We start from the raw sequence: 17,751 nt of genomic DNA on the forward strand, positions 1-17,751 counted from the left end.
GGACACAAAAAGCAGGAAACCGCGGTTTAGAGTCGGAACTTGGATCCACTTCGGCACAAAAAGCAGGAAACTGCGGTTTAGAGTCGGAACTTGGATCCACTTCGGACACAAAAAGCAGGAAACCGCAGAACAGAGTCAGAACCCGGGCCAAATTCAGACACAAAGTGCAAGAAACCGCAGATCAGAGTCAGAACCCTGACTAACTTCGGGTATATACCGAAAAAATCCCGGAAACAAAGTCAAACCAATTGCACCTGCTGAAAAACTCAATTCAAAAAAGACGATTTTCCACATCTCCCTGGAAAATCGTCTTTCTGATTAACCGCGTTTTGTCATCACAATCCAGATATACAGAAGAATGGAAATCACAACGGATCCGGCCGCAGTCAAATAAATCGTGCTATACCCAAATAAATGAGCGATTTGCCCGAACACGATGGCCCCAATTCCAACCCCCAGGTCAAAGAAGGAGAAGAACGTGGCGTTGGCCATCCCGCGACGATTGACAGGCGCTTCTCTTACAGACCAGGCCTGAAGGGCGGGCTGAACGGATCCGAATCCGAGTCCATAGAATATGGCAGCTATGTACATAATCATGCTGCTTGGAAGCCACGCCAGCAGGAACATCGCAGCCAAAATCAGCACTGCTCCTGGTAAAAAGACAGCCTGATGGCCTCTTTGATCATATAACCTGCCTGCGAAAGTCCGCGAAATCATTAGAGCTATGGCAAACAGCAGGAAGTACCAGTGGATGCCGCCTATCCCTTTTTGGGCAGAATATATAGGTAGAAATGATGCGATGCCACCGAAGGTTACGGTGATGAAAAACAAAAGAAAAGAAGGTCTTAAAGCACTTTTTTCATAGATATCCCACCGCTTTAAGGGAACCGCTTGTTTTTCAGCCTGCTTGTAGTTGATCCTCGAAGAAAGTACCAGTGCGGCTAAACCCATCAGGGCACAAATTAAAAATAAAAGTTTGAACGAGATAACTCCGGCGAGCGCAAGTCCGAGGGTAGGGCCGAATGCCAGGGCAATGTTCCCGGAAAGCCCAAAGTATCCCATTCCTTCACCGCGACGCTTAGCAGGGATTAAATCAGTGGCAATGGTTCCCGAGGCTGTAGTTGAGAAGCCCCAGCCAAAACCCTGGATAATCCTTAACACAAATAAAAAGATTAAACTATTAATAAAACCGAATGAACCAACTGAGAGCACGAAAATAGCAAGGCCTGTTAAATAGACAAACCGCCTGCCCCTCGTCTCCAGTGTATGACCTGCATAGGGGCGCAATAACAGAGCAGAAAATGTAAAGATCCCAACTACTATCCCGATCAGCTGGTCATTTCCGCCCAACTCTTCCACAAAAAGAGGAATCGTGGGCAAGGTCATTTGAAATCCGAGAAAAATAAAAAAGTTGGACATCAAGATCAGGACAAAATCCCTGGACCAAATCTTTTCAGAAACTGCAGTCTGTGTTTTTGCTTTTCCTGTTAAAGCATCAGCCATAATATACCTCCCAACAGTGCTGTAAAATGATTAGGCAATCTAAATATTTTATTATTATAAAGGATAACAAATGGAAATTCTATTTTAAAGGAGCAGCCACATGAAGATTAGAGAAAGAGGAATCACAATTGGAACACTGAGACCTGGAAAAAAGAATTGTATTACAGATATTGATGGAGTTATGGTCGGGCAAGTCACGTTGGACTATCCGCTGGATGACCAATATGTCTGTACTGGCGTAACCGCTGTTTTGCCGCATGGAGGTAATCTATTTCGTGAAAAGGTCCCGGCAGCCTGCTATGTCATAAATGGCTTTGGAAAAACGACAGGTCTGGTGCAGATGGAAGAACTGGGTGTGATTGAATCGCCGATTATGCTGACTAATACATTTGGAGTGCCGGCAGTTACACAGGGGACTCTGGAATACTTGCTCAATATCACTCCTGAAATTGGCGACACAACTGGAACCGTAAATATCGTGACAGGAGAATGCAATGACGGGTATTTGAATTCCATTCGCACACTCCCTGTAAAACCGGAACATGCCATATCAGCCATCCAAAATGCTAAGCCGGATATAGTGGAAGAAGGTGCAGTTGGAGCTGGCAGAGGCATGGTGTGTTTTGGTTATAAAGGCGGTGTTGGTGCTTCTTCACGGGTATTCACGGAGGACCAAAGCACAACCGAATATCATATCGGATGTTTAGTTGTCTCTAATTTTGGCAATCAAGACGAATTTCCTTTCAATAAATATGGACTGTCAGATATTCCTTCGAACACAAAGGACACACCTGATGGTTCGATCATGATCATCCTCGCTACAAATGCGCCAGTAAGTGACAGGCAGCTGAAAAGGCTCGCGAAGAGATGCGGCATAGGCCTCGGAAGGACAGGGAGCCATTTCAGCAACGGCAGCGGTGACATTGTAATAGCATTCTCCACCGCTAACAAAATCCTTCATGAAAGCAGCAAAATCGTGGAAACTGCCCATTTTATCAGAGATGATCATCCAATTTTGAATCAGCTTTTTCAAGGTGCCGCCGAGGCGGCGGAGGAAGCGATTCTGAATTCGCTTTCACAGGCAAAGACCACAAAAGGGAGAAAGGGGCGAGTAGTGGAGGGGATGTTTTCATAAGACATTTATTTTCAGTTTAAAAAGTCTATCTTTTCAGTCAATTTGTTGATATAATTTGGACAAGTGAAAATAACAGGTGAAGGCGCCTTAATAGATAAGCTGATTTATGGCTTATACTGTTAAGGCGCCTTTTTGCATGGAGCGTGATGTAATCGCTTACCAGGAACGAAATTTGCTGCTGGCCGGCTCCATAGACTTAAAAGGGAGGCTATTTATGTATACGATCACTATAAAAAATGAAACATATCAATTCCGTTCTATTGCGGATGTTTTAGCAAAAGCCAGTGAGGAAAAATCAGGGGATAAAATGGCGGGTATTGCTGCAGAATCTTCACTTGAACGAATGGCTGCTAAAGTGGTGTTGAGTGAACTGTCACTAAAGGAAATTTATGAGAATCCGGTAATTGCATATGATACGGATGAAGTTACCCGTGTAATCTATGACGATCTCAATCTATTTATTTACAAAGAAATATCAAACTGGTCTGTTGGTGAATTAAGGGAATATATTTTGTCCCACCAAACAAGCACCTCGGATTTATTCAGAATCAGCAAAGGGCTGACGAGCGAAATGATTTCAGCTGCAGCAAAGCTGATGTCGAGCATGGATTTGGTGATGGCTTCACAGAAAATCCGGCCGACAGCTCATTGCAATACAACGATAGGCGAGGCTGGACGCCTGGCATTCAGGTGCCAGCCCAATCATCCCATTGACAATCCCGATGGTATACTTGCATCAATGAAAGAGGGACTTTCCTATGGATCTGGTGATGCTGTTATTGGGGTGAACCCTAACAATGATTCTGTTGAATCTGTCTCGAGAATTCTTCACATGACTCATGATTTTATACAAAAATGGGAAATACCAACACAAAACTGTGTGCTTGCCCATATTACAACACAGATGCAAGCACTCAAAAAAGGCGCTCCTATTGCACTAATGTTCCAAAGTCTTGCAGGTACACAGGCAGCAAATGATGATTTTGGGGTTTCAAAAGAAATCCTGGATGAAGCCTTTTATCTGATGGCTAAGCAAGGGACATCCACTGGGCCTAATCAGCTTTATTTCGAAACTGGGCAGGGATCTGAAGTCTCACTGGATGCCCATCTTGGCATTGATATGCAGACACTCGAAGCACGTACATATGGCTATGCCCGTCATTGGAAGCCCTTTATGGTTAATAATGTTTCCGGCTTCATCGGGCCTGAGACGATCTACGACGGGAAACAAGTGATCCGCGCAGATTTAGAAGACCTTTTTATGGGGAAAATGCATGGACTCCCAATGGGGATTGCACCTACTTATACCAACCATATGCAGGCAGATCAAAATGACCAGGAAATCGCCGGGATGTTAACTGCGTTAGCCGGAGCAAACTTTTATATGGGCGTCCCTGGAGGCGATGATGTCATGTTAAGTTATCAAGATACCAGCTATCATGATGATGCAAGTTTAAGAGAGATGCTTGGGCTCCGCCCGCTGCGTGAATTTGAGATTTGGCTGGAAAAGATGGGCATCATGGAAAATGGAAAATTGACCGAACGAGCGGGAGATCTATCCATTTTTGAATAAAGAAGGGGGGCTATATTATGGATATTCAAGCAATAGTCAAACAGGTAATAGAGGAGCTGAAGACAGAAGGACAATTAAAAATTGGAACTAGTCCAGAAAATCTTGAAATAAAAACGGAGAATGCAAAAGGACGACATATTGTTTATGAAATGGTCAAACAAATAGGTGTAGATCAGCCTGTCAGTCGAGAAGAGATCGAGAAGGTTCAATCCATCACTCCAGCAAGAATTGGGATTGGAAGGACAGGAACCCGAATGAAAACAAGGAATTACCTTGATTTCAGAATAGATCATGCGGCAGCGCAGGATGCTGTTTTCAAAGACGTTCCCGAGGATTTGCTGAAGGAATTAAAGCTGCCAGTGCTTCAATCAAAAGCTGAAACGATGGATCAATACTTAATGGATTTGGACAGCGGAAGGCGACTGAATGAAACCTCCAGAAAATGGGCTGACGAAAATCTTCCGAAGAATAGACAGGTTCAAATCATTGTATCGGATGGCCTGAGTTCAACCGGCATTGAGGCAAATATAGGAGATCTGCTGCCTGCGCTTGTACAGGGCTTACAATCGAAGAATATTACCATTGGTGATCCTGTTTTTATAAAGCGGAGCAGAGTTTGGATTCAGGACGATGTAGCTTCCATTGTCAATTGTGATTGTGTTATTTCACTAATTGGTGAAAGGCCAGGATTGGCAACCGCAAAAAGCATTAGTGCCTACCTGATATACAAGCCCGGTGAAAATACTGTCGAAGCAGATCGCACGGTTATCAGCAATATTCATGAGGGAGGGGTCCCTCCTGTGGAGGCGGGTGCGCATCTGGCTGATTTAATAGAGACCATATTAAAACAAAAGGCAAGCGGCGTAAAATTAGCAAAGCTTCATTAATTCAGGAAGGCAGCAGGATATCCATTTTTTCCAGCTGCCTTTTCCATTATCCAGTTGAATTCCATATATGTGCCAAACTTCCTATTGAACTATTGAAAACAATATTGACATTCTTCTGCATTCCCTTTAATATTTTTATATATTCTGACACTTTTAATAAATGATTGGGAGATCTCAGCACATGCCAAACTTCTCAGTAGAAGAGTTATGCACTCTCCATACCAGTCTTTCAAAAATGGATGTTGAAAGGATTAAAGAGGTCTCTGCCAATCTTTCATTGATCGCGGACCTGAACCAGGCAAATGTTTTTGTAGACTGCCTTACGAAAGAAGGAAAACATGCGATTGTGCTGGCTGAAGCTGCACCAAGCACAGCTAAATCTGTTTATCAGAAGCCAGTTGCAGGCAAGTTCGCATACGAAGCGTTTGAACCCGCCGTTATGTATACCCTGAGGACCGGGAAAAATATGTTTCTCAACCGTGCACTGACACAGGAAGGCAAGACCGTTGAACAAAGTGTTGTGCCGATTATGGGATCACAGGACCGGGTCATAGGAGCACTGATTATGGAAAAGGACATCAGTGAGAAGCTCCAGCGTCAGCGGGAATTGGAAGCGTTATCAGAAGCGACAAAAACGTTAAGCGGGATACTCATTGGGATGGCAGAGGATCGGCCGATTATTCCAGAGGTGATTGAGGAAGCATTGTTCTTTATTGATCATGAAAATAAGGTAGTTTATAACAATCCATCGGCTACGAATCTCATTCACGAAATTGGGAAGGCAGGCATCAGGCCCGGTACTCCTCTTATTGATTGCTTACCATGTATACAACAGATACTAAACGATCCGGAAGAGCTTCTTGTTAAAGAATTGAAAATGATGAAGAAGGTTTTCCGTGTGAAAAAAATTAGTCTCCAGGTAGAAGGAAAGTCGAATGGAACCTTCATCATCCTTAAAGATCTGACAGAGCTCAGGGAAAAGGAAAGAGAGATTGCTGTTAAATCCGTGGCCATAAGGGAAATCCATCACCGTGTTAAAAATAACCTGCAGACTGTTGCCAGCCTTTTAAGGCTTCAGATGAGAAGGGGTGTTCCGGAAGAGAGCAAGGTGCATTTCGTGGAAAGTCTGAACCGCATCTCAAGCATTGCTTCAGTATATGAGATCATTCTCTCAAGCTCTGGTGTGGATGAAGTGGATATTTACAGTTTAATAGAGAAAATTGGAAATATGCTGGTGTATGAAGCAAAGCATGAGCAGAAAAAAATACATATACAGTACAGGGGCCCAAGGCTTTTAATCGACTCGGAAAAAGCTGTCTCCCTGTCTCTGGTCATCAATGAGCTTATCCAAAATTGTGTAAAGCACGCATTTAAACAAATGCATGAAGGGAAAATCGAGGTTTGTTTCGATTATTCCAATGATGAAGTTAAGGTTGAGGTCATTGATAATGGTGAAGGGTATTCCCCGGAGGCAAAACCTTCTCTAGGCTTAGATATTGTGAAAATGATGATCGAGCATGATCTATCCGGTCATTTTTTTATCGAACGGGCTGAAACAGGGACCATTGCTGCTGTGCAATTTCCCTTTGAAAGGAAGGTGGAATAGCTGTGAAAAAAAGAATTATGGTTGTGGAGGATGAATCCATTGTCCGCATGGACTTAAGCCTGATGCTAAAGGATGCTGGCTATGAAGTGGTTGCTGAGGCTGGTGATGGTGAAAGAGCGGTCGAGCTTGCCTTTAAATTAAAGCCTGATTTAATCCTTATGGATATTAAGATGCCAAATTTGAATGGGTTAAAAGCAAGTGAAATCATATCCAATAAAATCAATACACCAATCCTGATCCTTACAGCATACAGCCAGCGGGAATATATTGATAAAGCCAAACAGGCTAATATACTCGGCTATCTTGTTAAGCCTGTTAATGAAGCCAGTCTGATTCCTGCGGTAGAGATTGCGCTCAGGCAGGCAGAGAACGCAAATGCCATTCGGGAACAAGTGGAAACCATGAACCAGAAATTAAATGAAAGAAAGATAGTTGAAAAAGCAAAAGGCATTTTAATGCAAAAGTTTAACTTGCCTGAAGAAGATGCTTTTCGAAGAATGCGAAAGATCAGCATGAATAAACAGGTTACACTGGAAAATGTGGCAAAGCGTATCATTGTAAAATATAACGCATAACATCTTTAACAAGTGGATAGGACAGGCAAGGGTGCCATGCGTCAGACAAAAGCTGACGTACGGCACCTTTTTGTCTTTTTACTTAATCTTTTACTATCAAGCTGCTATCTTATCCTATTTTTCTTGTAAAGAGGCTGCATGATTCCGTTAACATATAAAACTTTTTAGGGAGGGATTTATGATGGAAATGGTGGGTAAGATTGTGATTTACATTATCATGGCTTGTGCGGTAGCAGGTGCCTTTGCTGCCATCCGCAACAGTGATGAGGGATTAGGAAAGCAATTTATGGAGGGGCTTCATGCTGTTGGCCATATTTTTGTTCCGGCTGCCGGCATAATGGCTTCCATTCCGTTTTTATCATGGTTTATCGATAGGGTCTGCGGTCCTTTTTTTGCTGCCATCGGGGCAGATCCAGCCATAGCTGCCACTGCCATATTGGCAACCGATATGGGTGGCTACCAGTTAGCTGAAGTGTTAAAGCAGACACAGGAAGGCTGGATAATGGCGATGATAGTCGGTTTTATGGCGGGAGCAACGATTGTTTTCTCCATCCCGATGGGCCTGGCTATGCTTGATAAGAGAGACCATAAATATATGGCTCTTGGTGTAATGTCAGGCGTTCTGACGATTCCAATTGGCGCTTTCATTTCAAGTGTGATTATTGCGGTTTCAAGCTCAAGTTTCAGGGATTTCATTTCCACATCCGGAGAGGCTAAATATCAGTTCGCACTCGGTTTGGGACAAATATTGCTGAATTTAAGTCCGCTCTTAATCTTTGTTGTACTGATTGCACTGGGGTTATATTTCCTTCCGGATTTAATGATCAACGGGTTCATGTGGTTTGGACGCATTTTGGATGCGGGCATTAAGCTGGTTTTAGTCTTTTCAATCGTGGAAATTTTCACCGGATTATTCACAACTGTCTTTGGAAGCTGGGGCTTCCATCCAATCATGGCAGATGCAGAAGATCAGTTCCGGGCACTTGAGACTGCAGGATATATTGGCATTATGCTGGCAGGGGCATTTCCAATGGTTTATCTTCTTCAAAAGTATGCCGGAGGCCCGCTCGAGTCTCTTGGCCGAAAAGTGGGATTAAGCAAGGAAGGCAGCGCGGGAATAGTTGCCACGATCGCCAACATCCTGGCCATGTTTAAATTGGTCAGAACCATGCCGCCTAAAGATAAAGTCATTAATATTTCTTTTGCTGTCTGTGCGGCCTTCCTGCTTGGTGACCATTTATCGTTTACAGCAAATTTTCAGCCAACACTCATCCTTCCAATTATAGCCGGTAAAATTTCTGCAGGGATCATTGGAATTGGTTTAGCATACTGGCTTTCAGTGCCTAAGGCTCTGGAATTGGAGAAAAAGGACCGTGAAGCCGGCATTATCGGAAAAGATGAATATTTACCGAAAGAAGATAAAGTAAAAAAAGCAATATAAGCAGCAGTCACCTGGGGAGGCCAAAGCAATGAATGAAGAAAAACAACGATTTATTCAAGAATTTGTACCGGGAAAACAAGTAACACTCAGCCATTTAATCGCAAATCCTGATCCCGATATGTTTGAAAAACTGGGAATCCAGCAGGCAGGAGCGTTAGGGATCTTAACACTGACACCAAGTGAAACGGTTATCATTGCAGGAGACCTCGCAACAAAAGCTGCAGACGTGCAGATCGGTTTCCTGGACCGGTTCACAGGCAGCCTTGTCATTGTAGGTACCGTTTCAGCTGTGCAAATGGCCATGGAGGAAATCAACCGTTTTCTATCTGAAACACTGAGGTACACTCCTTCGGAAATAACTAAATCATAAGGAGCTGTATTTAATGTCCAATATGAACAGAGCGATGCTGATCGGTTCCATCGGGGCTGGAAAGTCGACTTTAACAAATGCTCTTCTGGGCCGCAAAGCGGAGGCGGTTAAAACTCAGGCACTGAACTATTATGATTGGATTGTGGATACGCCGGGGGAATACACGGAAAATCCATTTTTCTATAAAAATATCATGGCTACGGCACTGGAAGTGACACATGTCTTATATGTGCAGGATTGTACAAAACGGAAAACCACTTTTCCGCCGGGTTTCAGCACCGGGTTTAATAAGCTCCCAATAGGGGTCGTGACAAAAAGCGATTCTGCCCAGGGGGATGTAAATACGGCAATCAGGCAGCTTAGAAATGCTGTTCCAAAAGGACCCATTGTCATTTCCTCTTCTATTTCCGGAAAAGGAATAGAAGAAATACGCGGCCTGGTAAAATGCCATTCTTTTCAGGAAATGAAGGATTATGCAGATTCTTTGCCGGATGATGTCGTAATTTTCAAATGAAACCCTTTACAAAATGAAGAAAATAGAATATATTCTAATTATACAAAATAATAGATCAGGCAAAGGCGCCTCATGTGAACAATCAATTATTGGTTGCTCATATGGGGTGCCTTTTTTATTTTCCTTAATTCATGCAGTAAGGCGGGGATCATGTTGAAGCGTTACGATGCACAAAAAGAATATATAATCAGCGCTGGAATCGACATCGGAACGAGCACGACCAAACTCGTCATCAGCAGATTTTCACTTATGAATATGGCTGGCGGAACCCACATGCCGAGAATTGAAATTATAGAAAAAGAAGTGCTCTACCGAAGCCCGATTTACCGCACTCCTCTCTTGTCAGCATCAGCAATAGATATTGAAGGTGTTGAGAGACTTGTCAGTGAGGAATATATCTCTGCGGGAATCGAGCCTGGTGATATCAAAACAGGTGCTGTCATTATAACAGGAGAAACGGCAACTAAACAAAATGCCGAAGAAATGGTCCATTATTTATCTGATCATGCAGGTGATTTTCTCGTCGCAACTGCCGGTCCTGATTTAGAAGGAATCATTGCGGCAAAAGGTTCAGGTGCTTATGAATTATCCAGGAGGACTGGCAAAACTGTCGCTAATATCGACATTGGCGGAGGCACTGCCAATACTGCAGTTTATCGTTCAGGAAGGCTCTGCGGAACATGCACGCTCCACATCGGCGGAAGACTGATTGAATTTACAGATGGCAAAATAAAAAGCATTTCACCTCCTGTCCAGGAAATCCTTCGGCAATGGGGGGCTGATTTAAAAATAGGGGACAGCAGAAATCATCCCATCATCGGAAAGCTGACAGACCACATGGCAGAAGTAATTGGCCGAATGCTTAGGAAGGATCTTCTTAAGGAAGATTCCCCTCTTCTTTTGGGACATGACCCCAATTGGATAGAGGAGATAGATTACATCATGTTTTCAGGCGGAATCAGTGAATGTTTGTACCGCTTTGAGAGTGCTGAATCCTCGCCTGCTCAGTATGACGATATTGGAAAAATGCTGGCACAGTCCTTAAGAAATTGCCGTGAACTGGCCGCCTTTAAATGGGTGGAACCGGATGAAACGGTCAGGGCAACCGTTCTTGGAGCAGGAACTCAAACCACCGAAATCAGCGGGGCAACCATCCATGCGGAAGCACATGAATTGCCAATTCGAAATTTGCCAGTCTATCAGATCGGGTTTGATGACAATCTGGAAAAAGGACTAAGCCGTATTCAAGAGGCAGTAAAGAAATCAGTGGAAATTTATGATCCACAGCAGGAGGGTCAAAATTTTGCACTGTATTTAACGGATATGCCTTATTTAGGCTTTCGGGATATCCAGCAGTTATCTGCAGTCCTGTTAAAATCTCTGCAGGCAAAGCCGAAACCGGAACAGCCGCTTGTTGTTGTTTTAGAAAGCGACCACGCCAAAGTTCTGGGACAGACACTAAAAACTCAGCAAGAAAAGCAAAGTATCATATGCATCGATCAGATTAAGGCAGAGCACGGCGATTACATAGATATTGGCCATCTGCTGCAAAGCAATGTAGTCCCAGTTGTCATTAAAACTTTGACCTTCCATCAGTAAGAAAGGAGGAATCTTTTATGAAGCTGAAAACCAATCATTTGGGAAATGTATATCAGTTTACTAATCTGAAAGATTTATTCGCTAAAGCAAATGAAGAAAAGTCAGGGGACCGCCTCGCGGGCATTGCAGCAGAAACCGTCCAGGAAAGAATCGCAGCCAAATTGGTTCTAAGTCATTTAACACTGTCTGATATCCGTGAAAACCCTATGCTTTCACCTGAAGAGGATGAGGTTTCGAAAATTATAGAAAGCGGAATAAATGAACCTGTCTATCAAAGCATAAAAAATTGGTCAGTTGCTGAACTCCGTGAGTATATCCTGGACGATGACACGACAGGAGAAGATCTAAAAAGAATCAGCAGGGGATTAAACAGCGAGATGATCGCCGCCGCCGCTAAAATTATGTCAAATTTAGATTTGGTTCACGCGGCAAACAAAATCGAAATACTGACCAAATGCAATATTACGATTGGATATAAAGGGACCCTGGCTTCGCGGCTGCAGCCGAACCATCCAACTGATAATGTGGATGGGATGATCGCATCCCTGAAAGAAGGATTATCCTACGGCATAGGGGATGCAGTAGTTGGCATTAATCCTGTGGATGATTCGGTTGAGAGTGTAAAGAGATTGCTCCATGCCACACATTCTTTTATAAAGGACTGGGAAATCCCGGCACAAAACTGTGTTCTTGCGCACGTGACAGCTCAAATGAAGGCAATCGAACAGGGAGCACCTGCCGATATGATCTTCCAGAGCATAGCAGGAACAGAGGCTGCCAACAGGTCATTTGGAATTACAGCGTCACTTCTTGAGGAAGCAAATGACATGGCAAAAACTCTTGGCACTGGCACCGGGCCACAGCGTTTTTATTTTGAAACGGGCCAGGGTTCAGAGCTTTCGGCAGAAGCACATTTTGGAATAGATCAGATGACACTGGAATCAAGAAATTATGGATTTGCCCGGCATTATGATCCTTTTATCGTAAATACAGTGGTTGGTTTCATCGGACCAGAATACTTGTACAACAATAAACAGGTCATCAGAGCCGGGCTTGAAGACCATTTCATGGGAAAAATGCATGGCATTCCAATGGGTGTTGATATTTGCTACACGAACCATATCAAGGCTGATCAAAATGATATCGAGGACCTTGGTGTGCTGCTGACAGCAGCTGGAGTGAATTTTATTATCGCTGCCCCAATGGGGGATGATTGCATGCTCAATTACCAATCCATGAGTTATCACGACGTTGCCACTCTTAGGCAGACAATGAATAAGCAGCCATCTCCCATATTCAGAGATTGGCTTGAGAAAATGGGGATATTCGAAAATGGAAAGCTAAGCAAAATCGCAGGCGACCCTACCATTTTTTCACGATAGGAGTTGAAATGAATGAATCCTGAATTGATTGAAAAAGTAACACGCCTTGTAGTGGAAAAACTTCAATCGCAGCAAACCTCTGATGTCAAAGGTCGGGAAGATAGTGTTGGAGTAAAATTTTGGAACCATACATCAAGTCCCGTCAAGAAAACAGCCAAGGTGGCAGTTGAGGTTATAGAGACAGGAAAACAGGATAAAAACGAGTTAATTAAAATAAATAGCTATCAACATGCAAACAATCAATCAGATAAAACCAATCATGAAGAGGCCAAAAGCTATTCAGAAATGACAGGTATTGATCATCCGGCAGATCCGGTTGAGCTCGAGGCGCTTAAGAGCAAAACACCTGCAAGAATCGGGGTGGGAAGAGCAGGTACGAGACCAAAGACAGACACATGGCTGAAATTCCGTTTTGACCATGCAGCTGCAGTTGATGCCGTCTATGGAGATGTAAATGACGACCTGATAAACCGTCTTGGGCTTTTCAAAGTCACAACGATGGTGAATGAAAAAGAAGTGTACATCCGCAGGCCCGATTATGGCAGGAAGCTTTCAGAAGAAGCCAAAAATACCATTCTTGCTAAATGCCAAAAGGAACCTGTTGTTCAAATCATTCTGTCTGACGGGCTGAGCTCAAGTGCCATTGAAGAAAATGCTGAGGATGTATACCTATCCCTTCAGCAATCCTTGAAAAGTTTAGGACTCGAAATGGGGACCCCTTTTTATATCGAAAAAGGCAGGGTGGCTGTAATGGATGAAGTGGGAGAACTGCTGAAGCCTAAAGTAGTTGTGTTATTGATTGGCGAACGTCCTGGTCTGGTCAGTGCTGAATCACTAAGTGCCTACCTTTGCTATGAACCCCGTAAAGGAACGATCGAAGCTGATCGGATGGTTATTTCCAATATACATAAAGGCGGTATTCCTCCTGCAGAGGCCGGAGCTTATCTCGGGACCGTCATCCAAAAGGTTATAAAGTATGAAGCAAGTGGAGTATCGCTCGTGAAAAAGGAAGGGTAGGTGGCAGAATCAATGGGATTAGAACGCATTCACGCCGATATACTGGCTGTTCGGGTGATACCTAATGTGGACCAGGAGCTTGCAAAGCAGTTTCAGCTTAAGCCTTATCACCGAAGCCTGGCCATTTTCACCTCTACAGTCGATGACGTAGGCTATACTGCACTCGATGAAGCCACAAAAAGAGCAGATGTCGAAGTGGTTTACGCCAGGTCCTTTTATGCGGGCGCTGCTCATGCTTCCGGGCCATTATCAGGTGAAATGATTGGAATTATCGCAGGGCCATCCCCCGATGAAGTTAAAAGCGGTATGGAGGCTGTCCTTCAGACAGCCGAATCTGATGCCTATTTTGAAGCGCTTGATCAGGAAACAACACATGCCATTTATGCACATGTTGTTTCCAGAACAGGGTCCTATCTGTCAAAAGAAGCAGGCATCAATATCGGAGAGCCCCTTGCATATCTGATTGCTCCGCCATTGGAAGCCGTTTATGGGCTCGATGCTGCTTTAAAGGCAGCAGATGTAGAAATGGTGAAATTTTTCGGGCCGCCTTCTGAAACGAATTTTGGCGGCGGGCTTTTGACTGGCTCCCAATCAGCCTGCCAGGCTGCAGCTGATGCATTCCGGGATGCTATTATCGAAATTTCTCAGAATCCTATTAAGTACTAAACCTTTAAAAATCCTGAAAGGAGTGTGAAAAGCTTGCATTTCGATCATGATCTTCAATCCATGCAGGAAATGCGGAATGCTGTAAAGCGTGCAAAGGAAGCGCAGCTGCAATATATGTCCTTTACGCAGGATCAGGTTGACGCGATCGTCAAACAAGCCGCAGATGTTGCCTATGCCAAGTCACTTTCCCTTGCCCGTATGGCTGTAGAGGAAACCGGAATGGGCATAGTCGAGCATAAAAAAATAAAAAATGAAGTTGGCTCAAAGGCAGTCTATGAGTCTATCAAAGATGAAAAGACAGTAGGCATCATTCGTGTAGACCAGGTAAATAAAGTAACGGAAATTGCTTATCCTTACGGTGTTATTGCAGGCATCATTCCAACAACTAACCCTACTTCTACAGCCATATTTAAAGCGCTTATTGCGCTGAAAACAAGAAATGCAATAGTCGTAAGCCCTCATCCAAGGGCAGTGAAATGTACTATTGAAGCATTAAAAATTGTGAATGAAGCAGCTGTACAGGCAGGTGCACCTGAAGGATTGATTGGCTGGATCTCTAAGCCTTCCATGAGTGCAACAAACGAATTAATGAAGCATCGCGACATCAATCTTATTTTGGCAACAGGAGGCGGGGGATTGGTCAGGGCGGCGTACAGCTCAGGCAAACCTGCCTATGGAGTAGGGCCCGGTAATGTGCCATGCTATATTGAAAAAACCGCCAAGGTCGCCCAGTCCGTTAGGATGATTATTGACAGTAAATCATTTGATAATGGAACCATATGCGCTACTGAACAATCAATTGTAGTCGATCGCAACATAAAAGAGATGACCATGAGAGAACTCAAAAACAATGGAGCTTATCTCTTAAACAACCGGGAAAAGGCGGCACTGGAAAAAGTTATTTCACCTTCGCCGGGAAAGCTGAATCCGGATATCGTCGGCCAGAGTGCTGTTAAAATCGCAAGCATGGCTGGAATTCAAGTCCCTGATGACACAAGAGTTTTAATTGCTGAAGAAACTGGAATAGGCAAAGACATCCCATTTTCAATTGAAAAATTATCTCCGGTTTTTGCTCTTTATACAGCTGAAAGCTTCCAGGAGGCAAAAGAAATGTGCCTGCAGCTCCTCAACTTAGGAGGCAGGGGACACAGTCTTTCTCTTCATACAAATAATCATGAAGTGGCAAAGGAATTTGCCCTGGAAATGCCTGTTTCAAGAATGATGGTCAATACGCTCTCTTCGATTGGGGCTGTTGGAGCAACTACAGGATTGATGCCATCCCTGACTTTGGGATGCGGTTCATTCGGCGGCAACATTACTTCTGATAATGTGACTGCACGCCACCTGATCAACATTAAAAGAATGGCTTACGGAACGAAAGAAGTCACCATCCCAAAACCGGCATCAACTTCTTCGATAGCTGAAAAAGAACAAGCCGGCAGCCGGGATGTTGATCATATTGTCAGTCAAGTGCTGCAGCAAGTATCGCCGGATGGCGAAGTAGATGCAAAGATGATTGCCGACATGGTTAATCAAGTAATGAAAAAATATCAAACTATCTAATTAGGAGGAAATAAAAATGGCTAGAGAATTAACTGCATTAGGAATGATTGAAACAAAAGGGCTGGTTGCTTCAGTGGAAGCTGCTGACGCGATGGTTAAGGCAGCGAACGTTCATTTGGTTGGAAAGGTGCATGTTGGGGGCGGAATTGTAACGGTCCTTGTGCGCGGTGATGTAGGTGCTGTTAAAGCGGCAACAGATGCGGGTGCTGCAGCAGCACAGCGTGTTGGGGAATTGAAATCTGTTCATGTTATTCCTCGTCCTCATAACGAATTGGAGAGCATTCTTCCAAAAATCGATATTGAGCTTTAATACAGTATTACTAGGTTAGGAGTTTAAACCATGAACGAGCAAGCCCTTCAATCGATTGTAGAGGAAATCGTTTCAAAGCTAAAAGATTCCTCAATCCAAGACCATTCCATTCCAATGGCTGTCTCAGCCCGGCACTGTCATATAAGTCAAAAAGATTTGGAGATTCTATTTGGTACAGGCTATCAGCTTACAAAAAAAGCGGATTTATCTCAGCCCGGCCAATTCGCTGCTAATGAAACCATAACCATTGCAGGACCAAGAGGAAGCCTTGAAAAAGTGCGCATTCTCGGACCTGCCCGTAATATGACTCAGGTAGAAGTCAGCCGTACAGATTCGTTCAAGCTGGGGTTGAAGCCCCCGCTTCGCGAATCCGGGAATATTGAAGGTTCTTCTCCAGTAACTTTGATTGGACCTAAAGGCAGTCTATACAAAAAAGAGGGTCTGATTATAGCGCAGGCACACATTCATATGAATCCGGAAGATGCTGAAGGTTTCGGAGTGAAAAATGGGGAATACGTCAAAGTTGAGATAGAGGGAGAACGTCCCATTTCCTTTGAAAAGGTGTTAATCAGGATTTCACCACGGTATAGACTTGAAATGCATATTGATACGGATGAAGCCAATGCAGGACTGATAGCCGGAAAAACAGCCGGCAGGTTAGTCAGGCAAGAGGAAAGCTTATGATAGACCGGCAACTAATAGAGCAAATAGTTGAAGAAGTAGTAAAAAGTTTAGCAGGTGCCAAATCTGCTCCAAATACAGCAATGAAACATAATATTCTTGCAGTCGGGGATCTGGATAGAACCGATCCTGCTATATTACAAGCTTTAGAGAAAGACTGGAATGTACTTCCTTATGACTTTACTGAAGAAGCACAGCTTCATACCGTTATGAAGGCCGTATTTCTTGATGCTTCACAGGATCTGCTGGTCAAAGGGGCACTTGGCATTTGCGACACACCGGAAACCGAGCTTCTCTCAGCCTGTATTATTGATTATGTTCCAGTAACCTTAATTCCCAAACCAAATCTTTATAAAATCCTCAGTGGAGAGAAGAAAACCAATGGGGAGTATTTTTCAAGTTTAATGGAATATAAGGAAAAGCTCCTAAAGTTCGGGGTGGAAATCAGCAGTCTGGAGGATCTTGCATCGCCTAAGCCAATTAATACAGCACAGCCAGAAATAAAGAAGCTGATTACACAAAGAGATGTCCAAGAATGCAAGAAGAATGAAATTTTCGCAGATAAACAGACCATCATTACACCTTTAGCACGTGATACAGCACGGGAATTAGGAAAAAGCATCATTGTAATGGATACAAAAGGGGCTGAAAGCGCATGGAAATGGGAATGGTAGTCGGCAATGTATGGGCCACAAGAAAAGAGGATGATTTAACAGGTCTGAAATTTTTGGTTGTTGAGCCTCATGGACCTGCAGCAGAAAAATCATTCGTTGCGGTTGACCGCATTGGAGCAGGTGTCGGTGATCAAGTTCTCGTTACGCGTGGAAGCTCGGCATCAAATATGTCCGGGGATATAAGACTGCCCATTGATGCATTGATAATTGGCATTATCGATTCTGTTGATGTTGAAAAGAAAGAGGTGAAATAGT

General features: G+C 43.7%; 18 protein-coding genes. 17 read left to right on the forward strand and 1 reads right to left on the reverse strand.

The window, feature by feature from the left end; translation table 11 throughout:
* Window positions 1-318: 318 nt before the first annotated feature.
* Window positions 319-1,503, reverse strand: coding sequence for an MFS transporter (locus AC6CHU_RS01310; protein WP_251282947.1), 1,185 nt, complete (start codon window positions 1,501-1,503; stop codon window positions 319-321).
* 100 nt (window positions 1,504-1,603) lie between these two features.
* On the opposite strand from AC6CHU_RS01310, the gene AC6CHU_RS01315 reads away from it, so the two are divergent.
* The 17 genes from AC6CHU_RS01315 (at window position 1,604) to AC6CHU_RS01395 (ending at window position 17,750) form a co-directional block, all read left to right on the forward strand.
* The gene (locus AC6CHU_RS01315) at window positions 1,604-2,638 is read left to right on the forward strand and encodes a DmpA family aminopeptidase (protein WP_251282948.1); all 1,035 of its coding nucleotides are present in this window, start codon (window positions 1,604-1,606) and stop codon (window positions 2,636-2,638) included.
* A gap of 214 nt (window positions 2,639-2,852) precedes the next feature.
* Window positions 2,853-4,211: an ethanolamine ammonia-lyase subunit EutB gene (locus AC6CHU_RS01320; RefSeq protein ID WP_251283046.1), complete on the forward strand. Its 1,359-nt coding sequence runs from the start codon at window positions 2,853-2,855 to the stop codon at window positions 4,209-4,211.
* 17 nt (window positions 4,212-4,228) lie between these two features.
* Window positions 4,229-5,098, forward strand: coding sequence for an ethanolamine ammonia-lyase subunit EutC (gene eutC / locus AC6CHU_RS01325; protein ID WP_159866295.1), 870 nt, complete (start codon window positions 4,229-4,231; stop codon window positions 5,096-5,098).
* 181 nt (window positions 5,099-5,279) lie between these two features.
* A complete protein-coding gene (locus AC6CHU_RS01330; protein ID WP_159866298.1) occupies window positions 5,280-6,704 on the forward strand; it encodes a GAF domain-containing sensor histidine kinase in 1,425 nt (474 codons plus the stop codon).
* Window positions 6,705-6,706: 2 nt separating this feature from the next.
* Window positions 6,707-7,279, forward strand: coding sequence for an ANTAR domain-containing response regulator (locus AC6CHU_RS01335; protein WP_159866301.1), 573 nt, complete (start codon window positions 6,707-6,709; stop codon window positions 7,277-7,279).
* 181 nt (window positions 7,280-7,460) lie between these two features.
* Complete coding sequence (gene eutH, locus AC6CHU_RS01340) at window positions 7,461-8,720, forward strand: ethanolamine utilization protein EutH (RefSeq protein ID WP_159866645.1); 1,260 nt, start codon at window positions 7,461-7,463, stop codon at window positions 8,718-8,720.
* Window positions 8,721-8,748: 28 nt separating this feature from the next.
* Window positions 8,749-9,090, forward strand: coding sequence for an ethanolamine utilization microcompartment protein EutS (gene eutS, locus AC6CHU_RS01345; RefSeq protein WP_048011266.1), 342 nt, complete (start codon window positions 8,749-8,751; stop codon window positions 9,088-9,090).
* Between the two features lie 13 nt (window positions 9,091-9,103).
* Window positions 9,104-9,604: a EutP/PduV family microcompartment system protein gene (locus AC6CHU_RS01350; RefSeq protein WP_498119734.1), complete on the forward strand. Its 501-nt coding sequence runs from the start codon at window positions 9,104-9,106 to the stop codon at window positions 9,602-9,604.
* A gap of 150 nt (window positions 9,605-9,754) precedes the next feature.
* Entirely contained in the window at window positions 9,755-11,203 is a 1,449-nt protein-coding gene (locus AC6CHU_RS01355) for an ethanolamine ammonia-lyase reactivating factor EutA (protein WP_159866307.1), read from the forward strand.
* Window positions 11,204-11,220: 17 nt separating this feature from the next.
* Window positions 11,221-12,585, forward strand: coding sequence for an ethanolamine ammonia-lyase subunit EutB (locus tag AC6CHU_RS01360; RefSeq protein WP_498119736.1), 1,365 nt, complete (start codon window positions 11,221-11,223; stop codon window positions 12,583-12,585).
* Window positions 12,586-12,597: 12 nt separating this feature from the next.
* Entirely contained in the window at window positions 12,598-13,602 is a 1,005-nt protein-coding gene (gene eutC, locus AC6CHU_RS01365) for an ethanolamine ammonia-lyase subunit EutC (RefSeq protein WP_159866313.1), read from the forward strand.
* 12 nt (window positions 13,603-13,614) lie between these two features.
* Window positions 13,615-14,268 (forward strand): ethanolamine utilization microcompartment protein EutL, encoded by a 654-nt coding sequence (gene eutL, locus AC6CHU_RS01370; protein ID WP_159866316.1) that lies wholly within the window; start codon window positions 13,615-13,617, stop codon window positions 14,266-14,268.
* A 33-nt stretch (window positions 14,269-14,301) separates the two neighbouring features.
* Entirely contained in the window at window positions 14,302-15,831 is a 1,530-nt protein-coding gene (locus AC6CHU_RS01375) for an acetaldehyde dehydrogenase (acetylating) (RefSeq protein ID WP_498119739.1), read from the forward strand.
* 16 nt (window positions 15,832-15,847) lie between these two features.
* The gene (locus AC6CHU_RS01380; RefSeq protein WP_159866322.1) at window positions 15,848-16,141 is read left to right on the forward strand and encodes a BMC domain-containing protein; all 294 of its coding nucleotides are present in this window, start codon (window positions 15,848-15,850) and stop codon (window positions 16,139-16,141) included.
* A gap of 30 nt (window positions 16,142-16,171) precedes the next feature.
* The gene (locus tag AC6CHU_RS01385) at window positions 16,172-16,825 is read left to right on the forward strand and encodes a phosphate propanoyltransferase (protein WP_498119741.1); all 654 of its coding nucleotides are present in this window, start codon (window positions 16,172-16,174) and stop codon (window positions 16,823-16,825) included.
* Window positions 16,822-17,496, forward strand: a complete 675-nt coding sequence (locus tag AC6CHU_RS01390) for a hypothetical protein (protein ID WP_498119743.1) — start codon at window positions 16,822-16,824, stop codon at window positions 17,494-17,496. The genes AC6CHU_RS01385 and AC6CHU_RS01390 overlap by 4 nt, the downstream gene beginning before the upstream one ends.
* On the forward strand, window positions 17,478-17,750 hold the full coding sequence (locus AC6CHU_RS01395; RefSeq protein WP_159866331.1) for a EutN/CcmL family microcompartment protein: 273 nt from the start codon (window positions 17,478-17,480) through the stop codon (window positions 17,748-17,750). The genes AC6CHU_RS01390 and AC6CHU_RS01395 overlap by 19 nt, the downstream gene beginning before the upstream one ends.
* The last annotated feature ends 1 nt before the right edge of the window (window position 17,751 follow it).

Source organism: Cytobacillus sp. GQ23, from assembly GCF_059758675.1.